At 61.2% G+C, this 22,927-nt stretch carries 17 protein-coding genes; 5 read left to right on the forward strand and 12 right to left on the reverse strand.

Annotated features, from left to right (window positions below):
* Positions 1-51: 51 nt before the first annotated feature.
* Together RRU01S_RS18645 and RRU01S_RS18650 are read right to left on the reverse strand one after the other, a co-directional pair.
* The gene (locus RRU01S_RS18645) at positions 52-1,812 is read right to left on the reverse strand and encodes a ParB N-terminal domain-containing protein (RefSeq protein ID WP_045231732.1); all 1,761 of its coding nucleotides are present in this window, start codon (positions 1,810-1,812) and stop codon (positions 52-54) included.
* 380 nt (positions 1,813-2,192) lie between these two features.
* A complete protein-coding gene (locus RRU01S_RS18650; protein WP_045231733.1) occupies positions 2,193-3,176 on the reverse strand; it encodes a zinc-dependent alcohol dehydrogenase family protein in 984 nt (327 codons plus the stop codon).
* 82 nt (positions 3,177-3,258) lie between these two features.
* Here RRU01S_RS18650 and RRU01S_RS18655 point away from each other — a divergent pair, with 82 nt between their 5' ends.
* Entirely contained in the window at positions 3,259-3,618 is a 360-nt protein-coding gene (locus RRU01S_RS18655) for a winged helix-turn-helix transcriptional regulator (RefSeq protein ID WP_045231734.1), read from the forward strand.
* 95 nt (positions 3,619-3,713) lie between these two features.
* Here RRU01S_RS18655 and RRU01S_RS18660 read toward each other — a convergent pair whose 3' ends face one another.
* The 3 genes from RRU01S_RS18660 to RRU01S_RS18670 all read right to left on the reverse strand — a co-directional run bounded on the left by RRU01S_RS18660 (position 3,714) and on the right by RRU01S_RS18670 (position 9,950).
* Entirely contained in the window at positions 3,714-8,804 is a 5,091-nt protein-coding gene (locus RRU01S_RS18660) for a helicase-like domain-containing protein (protein ID WP_045231735.1), read from the reverse strand.
* A gap of 129 nt (positions 8,805-8,933) precedes the next feature.
* Positions 8,934-9,335, reverse strand: coding sequence for a DUF3085 domain-containing protein (locus tag RRU01S_RS18665; RefSeq protein ID WP_045024671.1), 402 nt, complete (start codon positions 9,333-9,335; stop codon positions 8,934-8,936).
* 12 nt (positions 9,336-9,347) lie between these two features.
* Complete coding sequence (locus RRU01S_RS18670; protein WP_045231736.1) at positions 9,348-9,950, reverse strand: DUF1419 domain-containing protein; 603 nt, start codon at positions 9,948-9,950, stop codon at positions 9,348-9,350.
* 389 nt (positions 9,951-10,339) lie between these two features.
* On the opposite strand from RRU01S_RS18670, the gene RRU01S_RS18675 reads away from it, so the two are divergent.
* Both RRU01S_RS18675 and RRU01S_RS18680 read left to right on the forward strand, forming a co-directional pair.
* Positions 10,340-10,801 (forward strand): mobile mystery protein A, encoded by a 462-nt coding sequence (locus tag RRU01S_RS18675; protein WP_045231737.1) that lies wholly within the window; start codon positions 10,340-10,342, stop codon positions 10,799-10,801.
* On the forward strand, positions 10,798-11,394 hold the full coding sequence (locus RRU01S_RS18680) for a mobile mystery protein B (protein WP_045231738.1): 597 nt from the start codon (positions 10,798-10,800) through the stop codon (positions 11,392-11,394). Before RRU01S_RS18675 ends, RRU01S_RS18680 begins: the two co-directional genes overlap by 4 nt.
* Here RRU01S_RS18680 and RRU01S_RS18685 read toward each other — a convergent pair.
* The 6 genes from RRU01S_RS18685 to RRU01S_RS18710 all read right to left on the reverse strand — a co-directional run bounded on the left by RRU01S_RS18685 (position 11,355) and on the right by RRU01S_RS18710 (position 19,989).
* A complete protein-coding gene (locus tag RRU01S_RS18685; protein ID WP_045231739.1) occupies positions 11,355-12,278 on the reverse strand; it encodes a DUF3991 and toprim domain-containing protein in 924 nt (307 codons plus the stop codon). The two genes, RRU01S_RS18680 and RRU01S_RS18685, sit on opposite strands and share 40 nt — an antisense overlap.
* 217 nt (positions 12,279-12,495) lie before the next feature.
* Positions 12,496-12,672, reverse strand: coding sequence for a hypothetical protein (locus RRU01S_RS26250; RefSeq protein ID WP_045024681.1), 177 nt, complete (start codon positions 12,670-12,672; stop codon positions 12,496-12,498).
* Positions 12,673-13,191: 519 nt separating this feature from the next.
* Positions 13,192-14,310, reverse strand: coding sequence for a hypothetical protein (locus tag RRU01S_RS18695; protein ID WP_045231740.1), 1,119 nt, complete (start codon positions 14,308-14,310; stop codon positions 13,192-13,194).
* Between the two features lie 234 nt (positions 14,311-14,544).
* Positions 14,545-17,808 carry an error-prone DNA polymerase gene (locus RRU01S_RS18700; RefSeq protein ID WP_012654873.1) on the reverse strand — a complete coding sequence of 1,088 codons (3,264 nt, stop codon included), beginning with the start codon at positions 17,806-17,808 and terminating at the stop codon, positions 14,545-14,547.
* A complete protein-coding gene (locus RRU01S_RS18705) occupies positions 17,805-19,316 on the reverse strand; it encodes a Y-family DNA polymerase (RefSeq protein WP_045231741.1) in 1,512 nt (503 codons plus the stop codon). Before RRU01S_RS18705 ends, RRU01S_RS18700 begins: the two co-directional genes overlap by 4 nt.
* Positions 19,237-19,989, reverse strand: a complete 753-nt coding sequence (locus RRU01S_RS18710; RefSeq protein ID WP_045231742.1) for an ImuA family protein — start codon at positions 19,987-19,989, stop codon at positions 19,237-19,239. The genes RRU01S_RS18705 and RRU01S_RS18710 overlap by 80 nt, the downstream gene beginning before the upstream one ends.
* A 282-nt stretch (positions 19,990-20,271) precedes the next feature.
* Between RRU01S_RS18710 and ligD the strand changes: the two genes are divergently transcribed.
* Both ligD and RRU01S_RS18720 read left to right on the forward strand, forming a co-directional pair.
* On the forward strand, positions 20,272-21,333 hold the full coding sequence (gene ligD / locus RRU01S_RS18715) for a non-homologous end-joining DNA ligase (RefSeq protein ID WP_045231743.1): 1,062 nt from the start codon (positions 20,272-20,274) through the stop codon (positions 21,331-21,333).
* 55 nt (positions 21,334-21,388) lie between these two features.
* Positions 21,389-22,162 (forward strand): SOS response-associated peptidase family protein, encoded by a 774-nt coding sequence (locus RRU01S_RS18720; protein ID WP_045231744.1) that lies wholly within the window; start codon positions 21,389-21,391, stop codon positions 22,160-22,162.
* Between the two features lie 257 nt (positions 22,163-22,419).
* Here the strand turns inward: RRU01S_RS18720 and RRU01S_RS18725 are convergent, their stop codons facing one another.
* A complete protein-coding gene (locus RRU01S_RS18725; protein ID WP_045231745.1) occupies positions 22,420-22,827 on the reverse strand; it encodes a VOC family protein in 408 nt (135 codons plus the stop codon).
* Positions 22,828-22,927: the final 100 nt, after the last annotated feature.

Raw genomic sequence — 22,927 nt, forward strand, 5'->3', positions numbered from 1 at the left:
TGGAAATCACCGGCGGCGCACAATCATTCGGAAGGAGAAGGAGGGACGCGGCTACTCCGCGGCGATCCCGTAAGCATCCTGCTCTTCGTCAGGATCGACGGCTTCGGGAGCATCGTCGGCGCTGTCTGGAAGGTCGGCCTCGTCTTCGGGGGTGGCGAGGCCCTCTTCTCTATCAAGGTCGGACTCATCGACGTCTGCTTCTTCCGCGCTGTCGTCGGCATCGAGAACCTCGCCACTCTTGATGAGATCCACGATGTCCTGCGGATCGGGCGCGAAGAGTGCGGTCGTGTGAACGAAGCGCTCTTGCCTGAAATGATCAACGAGAGCCGCACGAGTCTCCCGCACCTTCTGGCGCGCAAGCACGTTCGCCTCCTTCGCCGCTGCTTCCATCGCCTGGCGAGACAGGCACAGCAGAAAGTCCTCCGCGCCCATGTTCGGCAGGAAGTTGTCGGCGCCGATCGCGTGACCTGCGATCCTGGAGATCACCCCGCTGTTGGACATACCCCGCCGGCACGACAGCACATCGATCAGCATCGAACGCGCGGCCACGCGCAGTGTCTCCACGTCGAAGGCGAGCCTGCCGTCTTCGCCGATCAGCCGGGCGGCGTGGCGCTTGAAGCGCTTCGACCCGAACACGGTATCGGTCGCGCCGGAATCCACGCGGACGTTCAGGCCGGCGAATGCAAGCACGAGCAGGGCCATCAGCATGTCGTCCTCGATCGGGGCGCGTCCAAGCGCCTCATGCAGGGCGTCGGTGCGGAAGTCGCCGATCATGTCCTGCCCCTTCTGGGTCACATCCGGGCGCGGCTTTGGCGTGTCGACGATTGCATCATCGGCTTCGGCTAGACCGCCCGCGGTCGCCGCGCCGCCTTTGCCCTTCTTCTTGTCCTCGGGCATGCGGAAGGCGACCGACTGCACCTTGCCGTCACGGTCGAGATACATGGCGACGTGGTCGGATTTCGAAGGCTTGCCGTAGACGCGTTCCGCCTTTTTGGGCAGCTCCGGCTGGCCCCAGTTGTTGACCTCGACGATCGACCCCTGCTTCGGAAGCGTCGTCGTCATCCATTCCTGCTGGGCGCCGAGAAACGCTTCCACGTTAGTGGTGTATCGGCTGTCCTGGTCAGCTGGTGCAAACAGATCCTCGACCCATTCGATTCCGTAGGCGCTGGCAAGATCGTCGCCGAAGCTCGCATCCTTGGCAAACATGCGCGTCTTTGAAAGAGACCGGGAGATGTTGTACCAGTCCGCCCGCTCGGTCTTCTTGGCCTTGTTCGCCTTCCACACCTCCCTCTGCTCGTCGAGCGAAGCGGCCGCGATGGTGCGCAGCTGCTGCTCGTTGGGGATATCGCCGAGCGCCATATGGTCGAGCATGGCCGGCAGCACGTTGGCCAGAAGCCGAAGCTTCCTGATTTGCCGGACCGGCAGGGCGAGCGCGATACCGATCGCTTCCTCGGTCCAGCCGAGAGCGACGAGACGTTCGATGCCACGCCATTGGTCGACGGCGCCAAGAGGCTCTCTCGCGATATTTTCGACCATTGAGCGCATGGCGCCATTGTCGTTGGCAGCCTCGCGGACGATCACCTCGATTTCCTCAAGGCCAGCGGCGATGGCCTGCCGGACACGGCGATGGCCTGCTTGGATGATATAGCCGTTGCCGCCATCGGTTTCGGGTGAGACCACTGGAGGTTGGATAATGCCGACAGCCTTCACCGTAGCCAGCAGCAGTGCATCGGCTTGTGGGGACGATTTCGAGCGGCGCGCATCGTCGGGATTGTCCTTCAGCCCGCGGGGGTCGAGTTTAAGGATTTGCATGAGATTGGCTCCTTCGGGGATTGCTGAGCCGGCGCCTTGCCAGCCCCTTTTTCGTCTTCAGTTCTTTCCGAAGACACTTCCCAGACCGCGGAGCGGACGGGCCGGTGCAACTGCGGCTGAGCATCCCTGCCCGGCTGGTCAAGCAGGGCTGACAGCCCTGCGCAGGGCGACGGGCCGGGATCGCGAGTGGCGCGGTTGAGCGCAAGCGTCAGCGGCCTGCCCGATCTGCGAGCAAGCTTCCCCCTTTCCCTATTTTCTCATTTCAGGAGAGCGATTATATAAATTCAAAATAATCGGTCGCGATTTGCGAAGACCGGATACAGAAAATCGACCTGAGATATGCGGTAGGCGCTTTGAGCCTTCTGCGGGTGCTGGTGTTTTTACGCGATGTTCACGACCAGTTTGCCGAAGTGTCCTGCATCACGAAGTGCATTATAGGCAGCTTCGGCTTCGGCGAACGGGAAGACCTGATCGACTTGCGGCTTGATGCCGGTTCTCACCAAGGCGGCGAGTGTCGCGACCGGACCGACATAGATCCCTTGCAGCGTGATCCTCTTTTCCAGAATCGCCCCTGTATCGATATGACCGTCAAAGCCGGTCAGCACGCCCATGAGTGAAATACGCCCATCGAACCGGGTGGCCTTGAGCGTTTGACTGAGCGTCGCGGGGCCTGCCACATCCACCGCCAGGTCAGCACCGACACCGTCCGTCAGACGCAGCACTTCGTCCTCCCAGGCCGTTGTGCGGCGATAGTTGATCATTTCATCCGCCCCGAGCGCGCGGGCACGCTCAAGCTTTTCGTCGGAACTGGAGGTGATGATGACACGGGCGCCCGCCAGTTTTGCGAGTTGAAGGGCGAAGATCGAAACGCCACCAGTTCCGAGCAGGAGGACCGTTTCACCTGGCTGCAAGGGCCGACGCTCGAACAGGGCCGAAAATGCGGTCACCCCGGCGCATGGTAAGGTCGCGGCCTCCTCGAACGTCATGGCATCGGGAATGCGCACGATACTGTTCGATGGAACAACGATACGTTCCGTCAGCACGCCGTCCATCGTCTGGCCGCCGAGACTTGTGGCCTTCTTCGCGGGGGTGATCGGGCCTTCCACCCATCCGGGCATGAAGCCGATTACGACGCGATCGCCGACCTTCCAGTCTTCCACGCCTTCGCCAACAGCTGCTACGACGCCCGCGCCGTCCGAGAGCGGAACAACGTCCTTGAAGTTCCTGGCAATAACCAGGTCCCGGTAGTTCAGCGAAGCAGATCGCACGTCTACGGCAACCTCGCCTTTTTCGGGCTGGCGCACGTCGCCTTGCGTGAGCTTGAGACGGCGGGTTTCGTTTCCGGTCAGAATGTATCGGTGCATGTGAGATATCTCCTTTTGAGAGATCCACCATAGGGATACAAGTCATATCTATGAAGTACACACAAATTACGCATGTAGTATCATGAATGATAGTATCCCCATTAAGCGCACACGCCGCCGCGCCGACAAGACGGGGTGCGCGGTCGAGGCAACCCTGTCGGTCATCGGCGGCATCTGGAAGCCGGTTATCCTGTTTCACCTCCTGGAAGGAAAGCTGCGCTTCAATGCGCTTTGTCGCCTCGTACCGGCCGCTACCCCCCGCATGATGACCTTACAATTGCGCGAGCTGGAAGCGGATGGGGTCATCAACCGGATTGTTTACCCGGAGGTGCCGCCGAAGGTGGAATATGAACTCACCGCGTCGGGCATTTCCCTTGCTCCCGTCCTGATAGCGATGCGGGATTGGGGAGAGCGACTTCAAAGAAACGAGGAAAACGCATAGGGCGATCAAGGTCGGACTGTCGCGAGACTTTCACTTGCGCGATAGAAACTCCCATGAAAATTCAACGCCGGCGATTTTGTCTCACTGTTAAAATTTTACGCCGCCATTGGCGGTGCCGCGCCCTCAACATCCGCGGCCAGTGAAGCCTCCACCTCCGCAAGCTGCAAGCGTTTCTCGGCCAGCTCGCCGGCGAAGGCAAAGTCGCCGCCATCGTCGCGCGTCTGGTATGACGCGAGCCTGCGGCGGGCGTCAGCAAGGCGCTGGCGATTGCGCTCGCGTTCACCCTCGAAATCATCAAGCGCGTGCTCGAGGCGGGAGACGGCACCGAGCGGCGTGACCGTCACGGGCAGATCGATCTCGAAATCCGCGCCGGTGCGCATCAGCATGGTGGTGTAGCGATAATTGTCATGGCCGAAGCGTTCGCCGCGATATTCCAAATCGAAGCCGCCGATCGACGCGATCACCGTCTCGTCGTCCTGCTGGAGTTGTACCTGGGTCAGGATCTCCTTCATCAAGGCACGACCGGCCTCCTTGCGCTCGGCATAGACCTTGCCCATGACCGTCATCGAGAAGGCGGCGCCAGCGGTCGAAAGCAGACGCTCGATATCCTGGCCAACCTCTGCGATCCGCCGCGTGGCATACTCGATATCGCGTTCGGCGTCGCGAAGCTGGCGGCGAACGGCGTGCTGGTCGTCAATGTGTGCCGCGCGCAGGCGTTCCAGCCGCGCGATGTCGGCCTCCAACCCCGCCTTCTGCATCAGGCGCTGGTCGCCCGAGGCGATCGCCTTGGCCATGGCGAACTGGTTCGCCTGCCCCTCGCCGAGATCTTCGAGACGCCGGATGGAGGTATCACCGGAAAGGGCCGCCGCGATGAACCGGGCCTTGCGCTCATTATTCTGCCACATCGTGGCATCGAGGCTGCCTTCGGTGGCGTAGGCGAAGATATCGACCTCGTCATGCTGGTTACCCTGGCGCACGATGCGGCCCTCGCGCTGCTCGATCTGGGAAGGGAGCCAGGGCACGTCGAGATGATGGAGTGCCTTTAGCCGCAGTTGCGCATTGACGCCGGTCCCCATCGTCTCCGACGAGCCGATCAGGAACCGGACCCTGCCTGCCCGGACGTCGCCAAACAGCCGCTGCTTCGCCTCCGATTTCTTGAAGTCCTGCATGAAGGCGATCTCCGATGCCGGCACGCCTAAGCGGATCAGTTCGTCACGAATCCAGCGATAGGCGGAAAAGCCTCTGGTCTTCTCGACGCTGATGGTGCCCAGATCGGAAAAGATCATCTGCGCAGCACCTGGCAGTTCGAACGGCTTGCCATCATGGCGGAGATAGGTGCTGCCCTCGGTCGCCTTCCAGATATTGAAGGCATTCGAGATGAGACTGTTGAGCTTGTTGTCCGCCTCATTGTCATTGTCGGCATCCACGAGGCGCAGGTCGATCGCCGCATGCCGGCCATCGGTGATGACGGAAAGCAGGATGTCGTCGCCGGGTTCGGGCGGCCGGTCGCGCTCCTCGATCGCCTTGATGCGCTCGGCCAGCACCATCTGGTAGTGCTTGAACGCCTGTGTTGGCTTCGACGTGACGATCTGGCGCCTGCCGGTCGAGACCGCCGGCACCTTTACATACTCGCGCAAGTCCGCCGGCATCACGACATCCGCGAAGCTGCGGAACATCGCGATCAGTTCTGGCACGTTGACGAAGCTCGCGAAGCGGGAGACCGGCTTGTACTTGCCGGAAGGCTGAAGCTCCAGCTCGGTGGTGGTGTCGCCGAAGGTTGACGCCCAGGCGTCGAACTCGTGCAGGCCGCGCTCCATCAGCGCCGGGTGGCCCATCAACCGCTGGACAGAGAACATTTCGCCGAGCGTATTTGTGATCGGCGTGCCCGAAGCGAGGACAAGCGCCCGGCCGGGATTGATCGTCTCGATGAAACGGGATTTCACATAGAGATCCCAGGCCCGCTGCGAGCCGTTCGGATCGACGCCCTTCAACGTCGACATATTGGTTGCGAAGCTGAGCTTTCTGAACTCCTGCGCCTCGTCGACGATGATCTGGTCGACGCCGATCTCGGCGATGGTGAGGAGATCGTCCTTGCGGGTGGAAAGCGCTTCGAGCCGCTCCTGCAGCCCTTCCTTCAGGCGCTCGAGGCGCTTGCGAGAGACGCGGTCCTCATCCTCGACCTTTAGGAGTAGGGTTTCGTAGAGCTCCAGTTCGTCGTGGATCATCTGTTGTTCAAACACCGCCGGCACACCGATGAACCTGAAGGCGGAATGCGTGATGATGATCGCATCCCAGGTTGCCGTCGCCGCGCGCGACAGGAACCGGGCGCGCTTGTCCTTCGAAAAATTTGTCTCGTCCGCAACGAGGATGCGAGCCGTGGGATAGAGCGCCAGGAACTCGCGCGCGGCCTGCGCAAGGCAATGCCCCGGCACGACCTGCATCGCCTTGGCGACCAGGCCGAGACGCCGCTGCTCCATGATGCTTGCTGCCATCGTCATGGTCTTGCCGGCGCCGACGGCATGGGCGAGATAGGTCGAGCCGGCCGAGATGATCCTCCAGATCCCGCGTTTCTGATGCCCGTAGAGAACAAAGGCGCCTGAGGCGCCTGGAAGTTTGAGATGATCGCCGTTGAACTTTCGCGGCGCGATGTTGTTGAAGCGGTCGTTATAGACGCGTGCCAGCCGGTCGGTGCGATCGGGATCGGACCATATCCAGCGCTGGAAGGCCTGCTTGATCTTGTGAAGCTTTTCCTTGGCCGCTTCGGTATCGACGACGTTGAGAACCCGCTTTTCGCTGTCGCCGTCCCTGATCGTATCGAAGATCTGCGGCACCCGGCTGTTCAGGGCATCGGACAGCAGTTCGCCGGCATGGCGGCGGTCCGTTCCCCATTCGGATGTTCCGGCGGCGAGGTAGGAAAGCTGGCGGGCCTCGACGGTCCATGACGCCAGTTCGGGCATGTGATGGATCCGGATATCGGTTCCCATCGTCTCCTTGACGAAGGCGACGACATCTCCAGCCGGTATCCACGGAGCGCCGAGGCGCGCGGTGATGTCCGACGGGCGCAGATCGACCGGCTGGACGGCAGTGAGCGCCGAGACGTTGCGCTCATAGGCGGGCTCGAGCGCGGCCGCAGCTTCCGCGACCTTGAGCTTCTCGCGGACATGACCGGACAGATAGGCGTCGGCCATCTGCCAGGACCCGTCGGCGGGGTCGCGGAAGATCGCGCTGCCAAGCTCAGTGACGACGTCTTCGGGATTACGGTGCAGAAGTTCCGCGATATGGTCGAGATCGACGTGCCCACGTTCGTTGAGCACCACGGCGAGCGCATCCGCCGCACTGGTGATCACCGGCGGCGCGGGCGGCGAGATGACACGGTCGGTGAAGATCGGCCCGGGCCTTGCCGTATCGTTTTCGAGGTCATAGTCCTCGATCGAGGCGACCAGCCAGCAATCGGGATCGTCTGCGAACGGCTGGAGATTAGGCCGGCGATGGCTCTCGCGCGTCTCGCCTGTCTCCGGATCCTCGTTGATCGAGACCGTGGTGTGGTTGATCGGGCCGAAGTCGCGCACGAAGCTCGACCAGGCAATGCGCAGCTTGACCTGCAGATCCTTCCAGGGTTGGTCCAGCTCCTGGGCCTTCAGCACCTGACGTACCGCGTCACGGACCGGGATCAGCTTCCTGATGATCCGGACGTGCTTCTCCGGGATACCGTCCGCGCTGCGGCCCTTTCGGACCGTAATAGTGACCGGCTGGCCATCGATCACCTGCATGAGGCCTCGGGCGTTGTGGAAGAAGAAGCTGCCTTCGCGGACATGCTGGCCGGACGGAAGATCGGCAGGAATATCTTCGGTCGCGCCCTCAAGATCGAGATCGATCGCGGTGGGCTCGCCGTCATAGCGGCCTTCCGGAAGAAGATGGACGGCGGCCGACAGCGCCGCGGCGAGATCCTCGCTGTCACGCGGAAGGCATGTATAGGTCTCGCCGAAAGGACCGGCGGTCAACGCGTGGGTACCGAGCACGAATTCCGGATGCTGGGCGAACCACCTGTTGACACGTATGGCGCCCTCATCCTCCGTGGCGGGCCGGATTTCGTCCGTGTCGAGCCAAGAAAGATCGCCCTCGGGCTCGGCGACCTTGCGTTTACGGAAGAAGAGGATGTCCACGACGACGTCGGTTCCCGCGTCGGCCCGGAAGCTGCCTTCCGGCAGGCGGATGGCGGCAATCAGGTCCGCCGTCTTGGCAATATGCTCGCGCGCCGAGGAATCCGCCTTGTCCATCGTGCCGGAGCTGGTAACAAAGGCTGCGAAAGCCCCGGGCTTCAACAGGTCGATCGACCGGGCAATGAAATAGTCGTGCAATCGCAGCCCGAGCGAGCGATAGGCGCGGTCGGAACGGACGGTCCGGTCCGAGAAAGGCGGATTGCCGATGGCAAGGTCAAAGCTCGCCGGCAACTCCGTGCGCGCAAAATCTCCGGTGAGGATCCGCGCTCGCGGCTGCAAAAGCCGTACGATGCGTGCCGTTACGGGATCGAGCTCGACGCCGGTGACGTGCGACAGATCACGAAGCGCTTCCGGCATCAGCGCCGGAAACAGGCCCGTGCCGATCCCCGGCTCCAGCACCCGGCCGCCGCGCCATCCGAGACGCTGAAGGCCAGACCAGATCGCCCGGACGATGAACTCCGGGGTGAAATGGGCATACTGGGTGCAGCGGGCAAGCGAGGCATAGTCGGTCTCGCCGACCGCATCCTCGAGATCGGAACCGATGTCGTCCCAGCCCTTGCGGAATTCGAGCTCGCCGGGACGGCGGAAGACGCCGTTGGCAAGATCGGACGCGCCGAAGCCGGTGAAGCGGATCAGCATCTCCTGTTCCTCGCGCGTCGCAGGACGTTCGTCCGCCTCGATCTCGGCCGCGAGCCGGATCGCGGCAATATTGTCGCGCGCACGGTCCTTCCAGCTGCGGGCGAGACCACGGTCATCGGCGAGATGGAAGTTCAGACCACGGGCACGGCCCGCCGGGGACGACGGCCGCACGACCGCGGCGATCGGCAAGGCCGGCGCTGGAGTTGTAGGATCGGGATCATCGTCGGGCTCGAAGTTGCTGGCGAAGGCCGTCACGCCAAGGCCAAGGCCCGACGAAAGCCCGGTGTTGCCGAAAAGATCGATGGTGAAGGGATCGTCATGTGACATGCTGGAATCTCCTTGGGTGAAGGCGCGCGTCGCCACCCCCCTGGAAGGTTCCAGTCGGCTGACGACGTGCGGGGATGAAGAGAACTGGGTGGGCTGGACGGCCGCGGGACGGCGAGCGTCTGCGGATCGCTAGTCTCGCGCGATCACGGTGAGTTGCATCGAATCCCCGTGGAAGGCGATCCTCAGATGCGTGCAGGCGGGGCTGGCAGCGATTAGCTTCACGAGCATGGCACCGTCGAGAAACTCGATCCCGTCATCGCCGCCGAAATGCTGGCGCTTGTAGTGCCAGTAGTCGGGGTTCGACTTCGGATCGCACTCTTCGGCATAGACGACAAACGGACGTTGCCCCTCTGCGAGCTTGCCGTTGGACATGAGGTACACGCTCTCGTCGCCGACCAGCCAAAGACCGGGCTTCTCATCGCGGCCCGGAAACATGCCGTAGTGGGGATTGCGGAAGCCGCCATTGAGGTGCGCGTCTAGGCGTCCGCGCATCATGACGACGTGGATGTCCGTCACGGAAAAGGTGAACATCGCCGCCTCCCGTTACGCCGCGATCGCGTCAGGGAGGTAGCGCAGGTGCACCGGCAGCTTCGATGCGATCTGCGCATCCGTGAGGTCGTCGAGCAGCTTCAGGACGGTGCCCTGGCGTCCGCCGTAGAACAGCACGGTCCGCTTGCCGTGGTCGTGTTCCGGCCAGCGCTCGCCGGCATAGCCGCGATAGTCATCATGGGTGCTCGACCAGATGTGGTCCAGGCGTTCCTCGCGCGTCATTGCCCGAACGGGCCGGGTTTCGCGCTCGATGATCGCATCGCGCATCCGTTCGGGCGAACCCTTGCCAGCGAGGTCGCAATAGGCATGGAAATACCGCATCCGGTCGTCGATCTTCAGCGTGAAAAAGATGCTGGTGATGCTGTCGGTAAGGAACTCGCGCATGGCGAACATGTCGCCCCGCATGAACAGCGGTGGCAGGATCTCGAACATGTAATCGTGTTGCGCCTGGGCAACTTCGAACCATTCGCCTCGATAAAGTGCGCTGTCGTCACCCTCCCAACGGTTCGGGCGTTGCGCGTGGCGGTCGAACATGCGGAACATCTGCCGGCGATCGGCAATGCCTTCAAGGACTTTTCGGATCGGAGAGACAGTCATGGGCGGGCTCCTTTCAGCCTCGTCGGGAAAGACACGCGGCTCATCCTCGCGATGTCGCCATCCTCTTCAGCCCTTCCTGACCCCTCCTTGGCGCCGCCTCTCCGTCCGGACGGGTCAAGGGCCGCGCAGCGGGCGAAGCTTTACCCTTGACGCGGCTGGCGGGCATGCGGCAACCGGCGTTCCCCTTCCCCTTCCCCTTCCCCTTCCCCTCCTTCCTTCCCCTCCTTGCTATTTCATTCAGATGAAATCAGCTTACAGGCTGGTTCAATCGCTTGTCCTATCATACTTTGGGCTGATCAAACGGAATTGATTATCAGGTTGTAACCTGATAGATTGAGCGCAGCAATCAGCCTGTTGTCTGATGACGAGCGGCGGAGGAAAGATAAACGATGAAGGACGATGCAAGGAAACGAGCACGCAAGAGGCTTGACGAGCGTCTTTGCGGACTGCAGCCGGCGGAAGGCTTCAGGGCACCTCCGAAAGGATGGGTCCGGGCGTTGCGCGACGCGCTTGGCATGACGGGGTCGCAGCTCGGCTCGCGGATGGGAATCCGGCCCCAGACCGTCGAAGCGATCGAGAAGTCGGAGGCATCCGGAACGATCCAGCTCAACACCTTGCGGCGTGCGGCAGAGGCGCTCGACTGCACGCTGGTCTACGCATTGGTCCCGAATACGTCGCTCGAGGCCACCGTCGATGAGCGAGCGCGCAAGATCGCAATGCGCGAACTCCAGCGGGTCGCGCATACGATGCGTCTGGAGGCACAGGGAACGGACGATGGCGATCTCGAGGCCCGCGTCCAGACCTATATTCGCGACCAGCTTTCCGAGCGCGATCTCTGGTCAGAAAAATGACTGACCTTTTCCAGGAACCAGAGGACGCAACACCTCTCGAGCCGCAGGAGCGCGAGGGCCTGCTTCAAAGCTGGATCACCCACAGGCAGGATCTCAACGAGGCAGAACAGGAAAACATCGTCGAGGGCGCAGCCTGGGCTCGCGGACGACGGCGCATGCCGGTCGGCAGGATGCTGACCGAAGACTTCATGCGTACATTGCACCGACGCATGTTCGGCGAGGTCTGGCAATGGGCAGGCAGCTTCCGAACGACGGAGCGCAATATCGGCATCCAGGCCTACCGAATTCCGGTCGAACTCACGGCGCTGCTCGATGACGTTCGGTATTGGGTCGAGCATGAGACATTCGCGCCGGACGAGATCGCAATACGTTTCCACCATCGCCTGGTCGCCATCCATCCGTTTCCGAACGGCAACGGACGTCACGCGCGGCTGGCCGCCGATCTGCTCGTGGAAAAACTGGGCGCCGAGCCCTTCAGCTGGGGTAGCGGGAGCCTGGGCGACGTGGGAGATCTGCGCACGCGGTACGTCGCGGCACTGCAGGCCGCGGATAATCACGACATCGCGCCTCTCCTCGAATTCGCGCGCAGCTGAGCGCAAAGGTCCTCGTTCCAGTCTTCGTGGTGGGGACGAAGGCGCTCAAAGCCGCAGTCAGCGTCCCGGGTAATTGCTTCCAACCGATCAGCGTAGATATCGCCCTGCGCGTTATTGTCAGTGGCGGCGACCACCGACATACCCGTCCGCGCCGCCAACAAACGGATCGCCGCATCGGTGGCGGGAGCCCAGCCGCCGCCGGTACTGACATAGAGGCTATCGCGACGATTACTCTCCAGCGCGGCAAGGCTCATGGCGTCGATCGCAGCTTCCGTCACGCAAACGCGCGGCGCAAGGATCGCGCCGAACCTGAACAACACTTTCGCGCCTCCGGTCGAAAAGCCGCGCCATTCCGGCCCGCGTTCCTCCCAGCCGGTGACGGCGCCCTCGCTGTCACGGTGCGCGGCCCACATACTGCCGCGCGGACCTTCGCGCACGAGATCATGCCGGATCGCTGCGCGGATGGTTGCTTCAGGAACGCAGCGTTCTTCGCAGAGATAGCGCCAGGTCATCGAACCCGGCCACGGCTTGCGGCGCTTCGTCCATCGTTCTGAAACTCCGGCCGGCAGATCGATCTCGCGCGCAGCGTGGGTCCAGACCGGCTCCTTCGGGACGAAGTCGACCAGCGATGCGACATGGTCGAGGGCTTCGACAAAGGGCACTCGGTCGAGATGCTCGACAAGACCGAACACGTCACCCTTGGCATCGGACAGCGGATCGAACCAGCCCCTGCCCTCGTGAATCACGATGATTATGGCCCCGCCGCCGCGGAATTTGACCGCCCTGCGGGTGCTCTCCTTCAGGTCGATGGCAAACCCTGCCTGCTCCAGCACCGCGGCGCATTGCACGCGGTCCCGCAGTTTTTCCAGTTCGTTCTTTTCCATTTTTCTTCCCGACGCACCCTTGCGCCCGCCTTTCCTTCTGTTTCTTTTCCCCACACCTTGCGGGGCCTGCTCCGGACGCCGCGAAGAGCAAAGGAGGCAAGGGCGCGGCTGGCAAGATGACAATCTGCACCTTGCGCCGCCGCCGGGGTGCCAGCAGCGGCGCAGCTTCCCTTGCCGCCTGCGGCTCGCAAGCGGCACCAAAAAGGCGAGAAGGGTCTCAATGAGACCCGCCCGGAACGTATTCATGCACGATCTCCAGATCGTCTTCGTCGTCGAGTTCGTCGCTCGGCAGAACGCCGAACTCGTTACCGGACCTAAAGAGCGTGACCGGAACCATCAGGGTGCGGGAAAGCTGGAAGGCATGGTTCTGCGCAAGGGAAAGATCGGTGTTCATCTGAAGGCTCCATCTTTGGAGCGGGCCATTCCCGCTCGATGGCTCCCGTCAGTGTCCGGAACCGGTCGCGATCACCGCGAGGGCGTAGCCGAGCGGCGGCAGCTTGCTAGCCGACCCCGCAGCGGGTTGATCGTCGGAGATCCGGGGCCGGACCAGGAAGCCATCCATCAAGAGCGGTGGGACGTCTCCTATGGACCTCGTTCAACCGACAATGATCATGCGGGAGCAAACCTTATAGCGAATGCGGATCTCGCCGAGATCTGCTCTCCTCAGAGGCCGGTTTTGGTATCAATTCAGAGGCGCGGTAAGATTGAGCTGGTGAGAACAGCGTGCGCGCGTTGGGGTGTTGGTAACAGGGCCATCGCACGCACTGGTGTTCTTGGTCCCAGGACAGAGGAAGAAATTGGAACGCGTGATGAAAAGCGAGGACATTGCCGTACTGCCTCAACAGCTAAAGGGGCAGGAGCGAAAGCATGGGTTCGAACGCTTGCGTCTAGAGGCCCGGGGCGAGGACCCGTATTAGTCATGCATCACTCGCGCAGATCGCCATGACCTTAGTCTGAAATAATCGTCAGCTTTACCGTTCAGCAGGTCAGCCTCGATATCAAAGGCTGACTGCACAATTGAGTCCATTTCCTTTTCGCGATCTACTGTGAAATAGCGCTCCTCAAGTCTGCGCTGCTGTATTTCGATGGAATCCCGCCAGTAGCGGGTTCCCTTTACGTCAGTATGTGTCTCGACATATCTAGCCAAGGGACCGCCACGTTCCCGACCCATGTAGCCCGGGCAGGCGCAGCAAAACTCGTAGAGCTTATCGTCGCTCGTTGCGATCCAGACATCATGCTCGATGATCCCGAAGTTGAACTGCTCGCGCGAATTGTTCACGATATCTGCAGCAGCAATCAGCTTCAGGTCGTTGGCTCCATTCAAAGCGATGCGCTCCAGTACTTTGACGGGTGTCAAGCCTTTGCCGCCACCCTTTTTCAGTTTCACGAAGTTGTTTGTGATAGCTACTTTCCGCGTCCTGAGTTGGTCAGTTAAGCCATTTTCGGGGGCGAAGACATATCGAGCGATCGTCAGTTCCTTGAGACTGATGAGATCCAGTACCTCGGCGCAATAATCGATGTAGAGGGCGAATTTTTCCAGGCCATTCAACGCCTCTAATCGATGTATGACGTTCATAGCGAGCAGCGAAGCATATGAGCACGAGATTGCCTTCTGACGCTCCAGCGACAGCGCGCTAAAATGCTCAGGGTCCATCTTTGCACCAGCATACGGAACCTTTATCGAGTTTGGGTCCTCACGGAAATTTGGCAGATAGTCTGCAAGAAACCTGTCGAACGCTGCTTCAACGTCGCCTCGACGCGCTGGGGGCAGTTCTTGGTAAGCCGCTGCAGGCGAGATGAATACGCCATACCTGGAGGTTTTCTCGATGAGTCTCGCCAGTTCCAGAACACCAGCATTCTTAAGTTCCTGGTGTCGCTGGCCAGTCTTATAGGCGCTTTCGATTGCAATCAGGATATTGGTGTCGAACATAATATTGGTTTGTCGACCATTCCGATGGTTTTCTCGGATGGCATCCCTGTCGAGGTTGATAATTTCGGTTGAGTTCGACGACGATTTGAAAGCGCGTATCATGAGGTTCTCTGTTTTATGCTCTGCGTGAATTCTCGGTCCCGAAATCTGGGTCTTCTTGTCGATACCAAGCTTCCACTGGCCTCTCCTGTATAATAATCTGATGCTCTAAACTTAACCTCGGGCGCAGACAGCGATTTTGTTCTGGAAATTGCGCTCAAGCTTTATTTTGCTTTAAAATTGCTGCGAGCGGACTGACAACTCCCTGGGCGCCACCGCGCCTCAGGATGGGGAAAATCAATGGAAGTTCCGGCTTTTGATTTTCAGCGTATCAATGTGAAGATCGGGCGTGAAAATGTCGCGCGGGGCTACAACAGGCTTCGACTTGTCCCGCGTATCCGAACTTCCCGGCGATCCGTGGGCGAACTCATCACCCCTGCCGGCCGGCAGCTTGAACTCTTCATCGCGATCAGCCAGACCGGTCAGATCGCCTGACAGGTCGAACAGCTGCTGGGCGACAAGATGCACGACCTCCCCTTCCCGCTGGATCCGACCATTGATGGCCATCATCGAGGATCCGAGCACGACCCGCCGGCGTTTTTCAAACAGCGTCGGCCAGACAACGAGATTGGCCGGCCCGGTCTCGTCCTCAATGGTGATGAACATCACGCCATTGGCCGATCCGGGCTTTTGCCGCACCAGGACAAGTCCGGCGGTATAAACCCAACGCCCGTCCCGCGAATTCATCGCCTCGGCACAGGTGATGATGTTGCGCACTGATAAATCCTTGCGCAGGAAGGCGATTGGATGCTGCCGCAATGTCAGTCCGGTATGGCTGTAATCCTCGATGACGTTATGCCCGTCCGTCATCTGCCGAAGTGCCACCTCCGGCTCCTGCTGCTCGGCGATCGCAGCCATCTCCCGCTCGGCGGCGGCCGCAAATAGTGGCAAGGGTTGGTCGCGCAGCGCCTTGATCGCCCACAGCGCGTCGCGGCGCGCAAGCTTCAGGGACGGCAGAAAGGCATCGGCCTTGGCAAGCTGGACAAGCGCCTCCGATGGCACGCCGGTTCGACGCCACATGTCGTCGACCGAGACAAAGGCATTGTTCATGCGTGCCGCGACGACGCGCGCCGCATCAGCGACCGCCAGTCCTTTCACCTGCCGGAAACCGAGCCGGACAGCATGCCGATCGGAATTGCCGATCCGCTCCAGCGTACAGTCCCACCGCGACCGGTTGATGCAAACCGGCCGCACCTCGACGCCGTGGGCTCTCGCGTCGCCGACAATCTGCGCCGGCGCGTAAAAACCCATCGGCTGCGAATTGATGAGCGCCGCGCAAAAGGCTTCCGGATAATGGCATTTGATGTAGCTCGAGGCATAGGCGATCAGCGCGAACGAAGCCGCGTGGCTCTCCGGAAAACCATAGGAGCCAAAGCCTTCGAGCTGGGAGAAGGTCTTTTCGGCGAATTCCGGCGCGTAGCCGTTCCTCACCATGCCGGAGACGAGTTTGTCCTTGAACTGCGAGACGCCGCCGGTGAACTTGAAAGTCGCCATCGACTTGCGCAGCTGGTCGGCTTCGCCACCGGTAAAGCCGGCGCAGACCATCGCGACGCGCATCGCCGACTCCTGAAACAGCGGCACGCCGAGCGTCTTGCCGAGCACCGCTTCCAGCTCCGGCGTCGGATATTCGACTGCCTCCTTGCCTTCTCGCCGGCGCAGATAGGGATGCACCATGTCCCCCTGGATCGGACCGGGCCGGACAATTGCGACTTGTACCACAAGGTCGTAGAAGGTCCGGGGTTTCAACCGCGGCAGCATCGCCATCTGCGCGCGGCTTTCTATCTGGAACGTGCCGAGCGTATCGGCCTTGCGGATCATCGCATAGGTCGCAGAATCCTCCTGCTCGATTTTCGAGAGATTAAGATCGCGGTCCTTGTGCTCGCGGATCAGATCGAAGGCCTTGGCCATGCAGGTCAGCATTCCAAGCGCCAGGATGTCCACCTTCATGAATTTGAGGGCTTCGACGTCGTCCTTGTCCCACTCGATGATCTGGCGGTCCTTCATCGTCGCCGGTTCGATCGGCACGAGATCGTCGAGCCGATCATGAGTGAGGACAAAACCGCCGGGGTGTTGGCCGAGATGGCGCGGGGCGCCCATCAGTTGCTGTGCGAGCTTCAAAGTCAGCACAAGACGCCGGTCGTCTGGATTGAGATTGAGCTCGCGGACATTGCGATCGCAGACCTCTTCCGACCAGGACCACATGCCGGATGACAGCGCCTTGATCACGTCCTCCGGCAGGCCGAGCGCCTTGCCGACATCGCGGATCGCGCCGCGCGCCCGGTAGCGCGTCACGGTGGCGCAGAGCGCTGCCTTTTCTCTGGTATAGGTTCGATAGATCCACTGGATCACCTCCTCGCGCCGCTCGTGCTCGAAATCGACATCGATGTCCGGCGGCTCGTCGCGCTCCTGGGATACAAAACGCTCGAACAGAAGGTCGTTGGTCGAGGGATCGATGCTGGTAATGCCGAGGATGTAGCAGACGGCACTGTTGGCGGCGGAGCCCCTCCCCTGGCAGAGAATGCCTTGAGACCGAGCATAACGCACGATCGAAAAGACGGTCAGAAAATACGGGGCGTATTTCATGGTACGGATGAGATCGAGCTCGTGCCGCACGACCTTCAACACGTCGGGCGGTAGTCCCTCCGGATAGCGGTCGGGCACGCATTGCCAGACATAATGTTCCAGTGAGGCCTGAGCATCCTTGCCCGGCACGATCGCCTCCTCCGGATATTGGTAGGTGAGTTCCTCGAGCGAGAACGTGCAGCGACGGACGATCTCCATGGTTCGCGCGAGGGCTTGCCGGTATCGCGGAAACAACCGCTGCATTTCTTCGGGCGGCTTCAGGTAGCGATCGGCGTGGCGCTCGCGTTCGAAGCCGACTTCGTCGATCGTCGTGCGGGTTCGGATGCAGGTGACAATGTCCTGCAACTGCCGGCGGCCCGGCTCATGGAAGAGGACATCATTGGTGACGACCGGCCGCACCTTGAACCGCGCCGCAAGATTGGAAATCTCATGCAGGCGCAACTGGTCGTTCTGCCGACGGCGCAGACAAAGCGACACATAGGCGCGATCACCAAACACCTCGGCCATCTTGCGCAGCTGGATCCCGCAGGTGTCATCCGGTAGGTCCGGCACAAGAATGCCGATCATGCCGTCATTGTATGCGACGACGTCGTCCCAGTGCAGGATACAGTTGTTCTTGCCGCCGCGCGACTTGCCGAGCGTGATGAGGCGGGTCAGCCGGGAATAGGCAGCCCGGTCGGTCGGGTAGACCAGCACCGACATGCCGTCGGCCAGATCAAGCCGGCAACCGACAACGAGGCGTAAGCCGGTGGCGCGCGATGCTTCAAGCGCCCGGACGATTCCGGCAAGCGAATTGCGATCGACAACGCCGAGGACTTCGATGCCGAGAGCCTTCGCGGTCTCGAACAGTTCCTGCGCCGAGCTTGCACCGCGCAAGAACGAAAAATGGGTCGTGACCTGCAGCTCGGCATAGCTCATGCGAAGATCCCGTGCACGAACCAGCGGTGACTTCCGGTTTCAGGATCGATGCCATCACCGGAGCGAAACACCCAGAGGCGCTCGCCGGCCTCGTCTTCGATGACGAAATAGTCCCGCACCGCCTCCATCTCCGCGTCGCGCTGCCACCACTCGCCAAAGATCCGCTCGGGCCCGTCGGCCCGCTTGACCTTCCGCCGCTTGCCGCGCCAGGTGATCGAAACCGGCGGGCGGTCCGGTAGCAAGGCGATTGCCTCGATCAGCTCCGGACGGGCCAGCAGCCGGACCGGCCGGCGCCAATGGCTGACCCAGGTAACCTCGACCGGATCGGCAGCAGGACTGATGCGCTGGACGGAGCGCTCTGGAACGTCGGAGGCAACCGGTGCCACCCGATAGACGCGCTGCCCGCGGTTGCCGTAGATATCGATCAGCGGCGTCACGTCCTTCACTTCCTCCTCGACCAGCGAGGAGGATTTCTGGCGCTCCTCCAGGGGCTCAGCCATCACCGCGACCAGAGTGAGCTTTTCGATCCCGAAGCCCGGCTCGATCTTCTCCGTCCGGTCGCGAAACAGCTTCGTCAGCCAGGCGACGTCGCGCACCGGCTTCACGGTGCCAGCGCGGATCGCCTGCCGTGTGCCATCGACCTTGTCGACGATCAGGTCGGCGCGCCGGACACCAAGGCCGCGCCTTTGCAGCTCCTCGATCAGTTGCACGACCAGCCGGCCGACATATTTGTTGATGGTTTCGGCAGCACCGATCGGTTCGGCGAAGGCGCGGCTCACCTCGATCAGCTCGGCGGTGCGGATCGGATCGATCGGTTCGCAGGCGCGGCCAAACATCTGGTCCAGCCGCCGGCCAATCTCGGGGCCGAAACGAAGGGTCAGCGGCGCGCGCGGCGTGTTGGCCAATTCGCCGACGGTCTGGAAGCCAAGCGTGCGCAGATCGCTGATGACTTTCCCGGGAAGGCGCAGCAACGATATCGGCAGCTTCTCGACGGCGCGGACGGTCTCACCTGAAGGCACTATGACCGTTTCGCGGCTGATGGCACGGGCGCAGGCGTGTGCTGCACCCCAGGTGTCGGCGATCGCGACCCGGGGAGTGAGTTTCCTTGCTAGGAACTGATTGGCGATCTTCGTCACCATCGGCAGCTCTCCGCCCTGCAAGTGATCGGCACCCTCTGTGTCCATGACGATCCCATCGATCCCATCGACCGCGACGATCGGGGAATAAAGCGTCAGCGCCCAGAGGGTGATGCGTTCGAGCGCTGCGGCATCCATAGCAGGATCCGCATCGACCAGCATCAGGCCGCGAAACAGCGCCTGTGCTTTCGCAGCCGGCATGCCGACATGAACGCCGGCTTGTCTGGCGGCTGCGTCGGCCGCCGATACCCAGCGTTTCGAGCCGCTCCTGGCGATCACCGCGATCGCCTGTTCAGGCGGAATGGATGGATCGGCGCGACGAATGCGATCCGTCGGCAGATCCGGAAGATAGATCGAGACAACCCTTGTCATCGCACGCCCTCACGAGAAACTCAGCACATTCACCCGCTTTCACGCGCATCAATTCCAGCAACCATTGGGCCCTCCCCACACCCGGCACTGGCAAATCCTCCGATGGCATCACGCTCACCCGCCACCGCGTGGTCGACGCCGTCGGCTGCCCGAAATCATTGGCCTCTGTCTGCCGCCTCCAACGACGCACAGCCAATGCCATTGTCCCCGTGCGCTCGGCCGCCAGCTGCAGGCGGCGCGAGCTGACCATCGGCAGGCGAACGAGTTCACCGACGACGGCGCCGAGCCCACCAAAGGACAGCCCCTCCTCCATATTGGCGAGCACGTCTTCCTCCTTGTCGGACTCGACGAAGATTATCCGGTCGTGATGCAGTCCGACCTGCGCAAGCGCGGGGAAAAACAGATCTGGTCGCGTCAGACACCACACGATCGGCCCCTTCGTCCGTGCCGCTATGCCGGCTGCAAAAAGAGCAGCGGCCGCACCATCGACGGTGCCCGATCCACCACCGGCAAATTCGTGAAGCGCGCCATGAGCAAGGCCGCCGCCAGGCAGAACCCCATCCATCTCCGGCACGCCAAATGGCAACCAACCGGCTTTTTTCGCCGTGCTGGTTTCGAGCAATGCAATACGCTCCCGCAGATCGCAGATTACCCTTTCGCGGGCAGCAGTCATTGTTCACGGCTCCCTTCAAGGTCGTGTTGGCAGGGCGACTTCATGTCGTGCAAATGTCAATGTTCTGTTTTTGTTCCCATATGAGAAAGGAGTCAAGGCGGCAAAAACGTACGAGTATTGTTCCGAACATTAGAAGTTCGAGATTCTTCATGAGAATCAGGTGAATAGCTGCGACCAAGAAATTTCGCTGGCTTCTGCAGTCTTATCTCCTGATCGGTGAATAGCGGGGACAATATAGGGATAGTCACAGTATTATTAAGGTTTTTCTGATGAACTGGCCGGATGACGAGGCCTCCGAGATCAAAACCCCTCCTTCGCGACACCGAGCCGCCGATCCGCTCAAAGCCGCGCAGGAAGCGTAATCCAGCTCAACCACAGCTCCTCTTCGATCCCATACCTGATCGCGTCGAGCCGGCGCTGGCCCTATTGAAGGCTAAGCCTCCCACCGGAAACGAATGGAGTTGGGAGCTGAAATGGGATGGCTATCGCCTTGCGGTCCATATCGAGCCCCAGCGGATCCGGATCCTTACTCGCGGCGGCCACGACTGGACACATCGGTTTCCGGCCATAGAGCAGGCCGCCCGAGCGCTGGGGCCGGCGACGATGATTATCGATGGGGAAGCCGTCGTGCTCGACGATGAGGGGCGGCCGGATTTCGGGCTGCTGCAGCAATCGCTGGGTGCATTCGGCAAACAAGCTGGCAGGCGCGCCTCCCACGCCGTTCTTTACGCTTTCGATCTTGTTTATCTGGATGGGCACGATCTGCGCGGTGTTGAATACCGTTCGCGCCGACACCTTCTCGAGGACACGATAAACGGCCCAACGAATGAAGCCAGCGCCATTCGGATATCAGAAACATTCGATGCCGAGCCAGCTGTCCTGCTTGAGCATGTCTGCCGCCTCGGCCTGGAAGGCATCGTCGGCAAGCGCCTCGATCAGCCCTATCGTTCGGGCCGGACCGGGGATTGGGTAAAAGTCAAATGCATCCAGAGCGAGGCTTTCTTCATCGTCGGCTATGAGAGGTCCGCATCGTACCCAGCCGGCTTCGGCTCGTTAGCGCTCGCCGCCTACCGCGATGGCGATCTCGTCCACGTCGGAAGCGTCGGCACGGGCTTCAAGGGAGCCGAGATCATCCGGTTGCGGAAGATACTGGACACGCTGCGATGGAAGCGAAAGCAGCCGCCCCTGCCCCATTCCGGAACTGCCGACATTGTCTGGGTCCAGCCTACCCTGATCGCCGAGATCGAGTTTCGCGCCTGGACATCGGACGGGAAACTCCGTCATCCGTCGTACAAGGGCCTGCGGGAACGGCAAGACAATGCCGACGTTTACCAGCTCGACTAGCGAAACAAGCGACATGCGCTAGAGTAGCCGTATTTGGTCGAGCGGAGGGGGTCGCATGTGTAATCTCTATCGGATGGAGGACAAGGACTGGGTTTCAAAATGGGCTCAGGACGCCGAGAGCCTCATCAACCTCATGCCAGCCTATCAAATGAACCCCGATCAGATGGGACCGATTGTCCGCAACACCGCTGATGGGAGGAAACAATTGGCACATGCGCGATGGGGTCTTCCCTCGCCGCGGTTCACCTTGGAAAAGGCCGCCAAAGCCAAGGCCGAAAAACTGAAAGCCAAAGGGAAGCCCGCCGATCTTGAAGAGCTCATCCGCATGGAGGCGGACCGCGGCACGACCAACGTCCGCAAGCTCACCTTCCCACACTGGAAACGATGGTTTGGTGTTGAGCACCGATGCCTCGTCCCGGTCACCAGCTTCGCCGAACCCGATCCCGCCAGCCAGCAATCCGGGGGGAACGTGCCGAACGCCTGGTTTGCACGGGACGAGGAAAAGTCGCTGATGTTCTTCGCCGGCATCCATGTCCCGCAATGGCAGAGCGTCCGCAAGGTGAAGGATGGGCCGACGACCGACGACCTCTATGGGTTTTTGACCACTGATCCCAACAATCTCGTGAAGCCTATCCATGAGAAGGCGATGCCTGTTCTTCTCCTGACCGAAGAGGAGACCGAGGTGTGGATGCAGGCGCCATGGGACGAAGCCAAAGATCTGGCACGGCCTTTGCCAGATGATGCGTTGATCATTTCGTCGCGCGAACCATACGGATCTTCGATCGTCTCGAAATCGGGCGACCCACTAGAGCACAAACTGCTGCTTTAGCTGGGCCGACCCATCGCTGAAGCAGACGGGGTGCCCTCGCAAGCACAAGAGCGGCTGAAGCGAAATTTTACACCCGCCGCCACGACTCTCAAACGCACCCGCGAAAGGCTGTCTGGCAGTACGTATCCGTCCGGTTCTCACACGTCGGACGTAGCGTTGTGACTGAGCGCCAATATCTTCTGTATTCCGCCGATTGGATTGGCCTGGTGGATGACCAGCATGACCGGATCGGTACCGACTTCGATCCGGTCGTGACCTCACTCCGACTTCTGACACACGGCCTCGACGTTGACCCCGTCCGGATCGATCACGAACGCCGCATAATAGGCTGGATGATAGTGGGGCCTGATGCCGGGCGCACCATTGTCACGGCCGCCTTGCGCCATCACCGCCGCGTAAAAGGCATCGACCGTTGCTCTACTTTCGGCTTCGAACGCGATGTGGATGCCCGTCCCGCGCGGACCATCCGGGACGGCATGGCGGCTGTCGCTGGACAGCCAGAAGAAAGGCTTTCGACCAGTTCCATAGCCTATGCCGTGATAGCCGCCGGTCTGTCCGGGCTTCACTTCCATCACGGTCGTAATGCCGAGCGGCTTGAGTGCAGCATCGTAAAATTGCCGTGCGCTTTCGATGTCCGGGGGGCTGATGCCCATATGGTCAATCATAACTATGCCCTCTATGGCTATGTTCTTCCTGGCTTGTATCAGGTCTGGCTGAAGATCGGGTTGCGTTATATCAAGGCGTCGAGGCGACGACGGCAATGCT

This window comes from Agrobacterium rubi TR3 = NBRC 13261 (assembly GCF_000739935.1).
Lineage (GTDB): Bacteria > Pseudomonadota > Alphaproteobacteria > Rhizobiales > Rhizobiaceae > Agrobacterium > Agrobacterium rubi.

Coding starts and splice junctions, on each gene's coding strand:
- RRU01S_RS18645 (WP_045231732.1), bottom strand. CDS start 1,812: ATGCAAATCCTTAAACTCGACCCCCGCGGGCTGAAGGACAATCCCGAC.
- RRU01S_RS18650 (WP_045231733.1), bottom strand. CDS start 3,176: ATGCACCGATACATTCTGACCGGAAACGAAACCCGCCGTCTCAAGCTC.
- RRU01S_RS18655 (WP_045231734.1), top strand. CDS start 3,259: ATGAATGATAGTATCCCCATTAAGCGCACACGCCGCCGCGCCGACAAG.
- RRU01S_RS18660 (WP_045231735.1), bottom strand. CDS start 8,804: ATGTCACATGACGATCCCTTCACCATCGATCTTTTCGGCAACACCGGG.
- RRU01S_RS18665 (WP_045024671.1), bottom strand. CDS start 9,335: ATGTTCACCTTTTCCGTGACGGACATCCACGTCGTCATGATGCGCGGA.
- RRU01S_RS18670 (WP_045231736.1), bottom strand. CDS start 9,950: ATGACTGTCTCTCCGATCCGAAAAGTCCTTGAAGGCATTGCCGATCGC.
- RRU01S_RS18675 (WP_045231737.1), top strand. CDS start 10,340: ATGAAGGACGATGCAAGGAAACGAGCACGCAAGAGGCTTGACGAGCGT.
- RRU01S_RS18680 (WP_045231738.1), top strand. CDS start 10,798: ATGACTGACCTTTTCCAGGAACCAGAGGACGCAACACCTCTCGAGCCG.
- RRU01S_RS18685 (WP_045231739.1), bottom strand. CDS start 12,278: ATGGAAAAGAACGAACTGGAAAAACTGCGGGACCGCGTGCAATGCGCC.
- RRU01S_RS26250 (WP_045024681.1), bottom strand. CDS start 12,672: ATGAACACCGATCTTTCCCTTGCGCAGAACCATGCCTTCCAGCTTTCC.
- RRU01S_RS18695 (WP_045231740.1), bottom strand. CDS start 14,310: ATGATACGCGCTTTCAAATCGTCGTCGAACTCAACCGAAATTATCAAC.
- RRU01S_RS18700 (WP_012654873.1), bottom strand. CDS start 17,808: ATGAGCTATGCCGAGCTGCAGGTCACGACCCATTTTTCGTTCTTGCGC.
- RRU01S_RS18705 (WP_045231741.1), bottom strand. CDS start 19,316: ATGACAAGGGTTGTCTCGATCTATCTTCCGGATCTGCCGACGGATCGC.
- RRU01S_RS18710 (WP_045231742.1), bottom strand. CDS start 19,989: ATGACTGCTGCCCGCGAAAGGGTAATCTGCGATCTGCGGGAGCGTATT.
- ligD (WP_045231743.1), top strand. CDS start 20,272: ATGACGAGGCCTCCGAGATCAAAACCCCTCCTTCGCGACACCGAGCCG.
- RRU01S_RS18720 (WP_045231744.1), top strand. CDS start 21,389: ATGTGTAATCTCTATCGGATGGAGGACAAGGACTGGGTTTCAAAATGG.
- RRU01S_RS18725 (WP_045231745.1), bottom strand. CDS start 22,827: ATGATTGACCATATGGGCATCAGCCCCCCGGACATCGAAAGCGCACGG.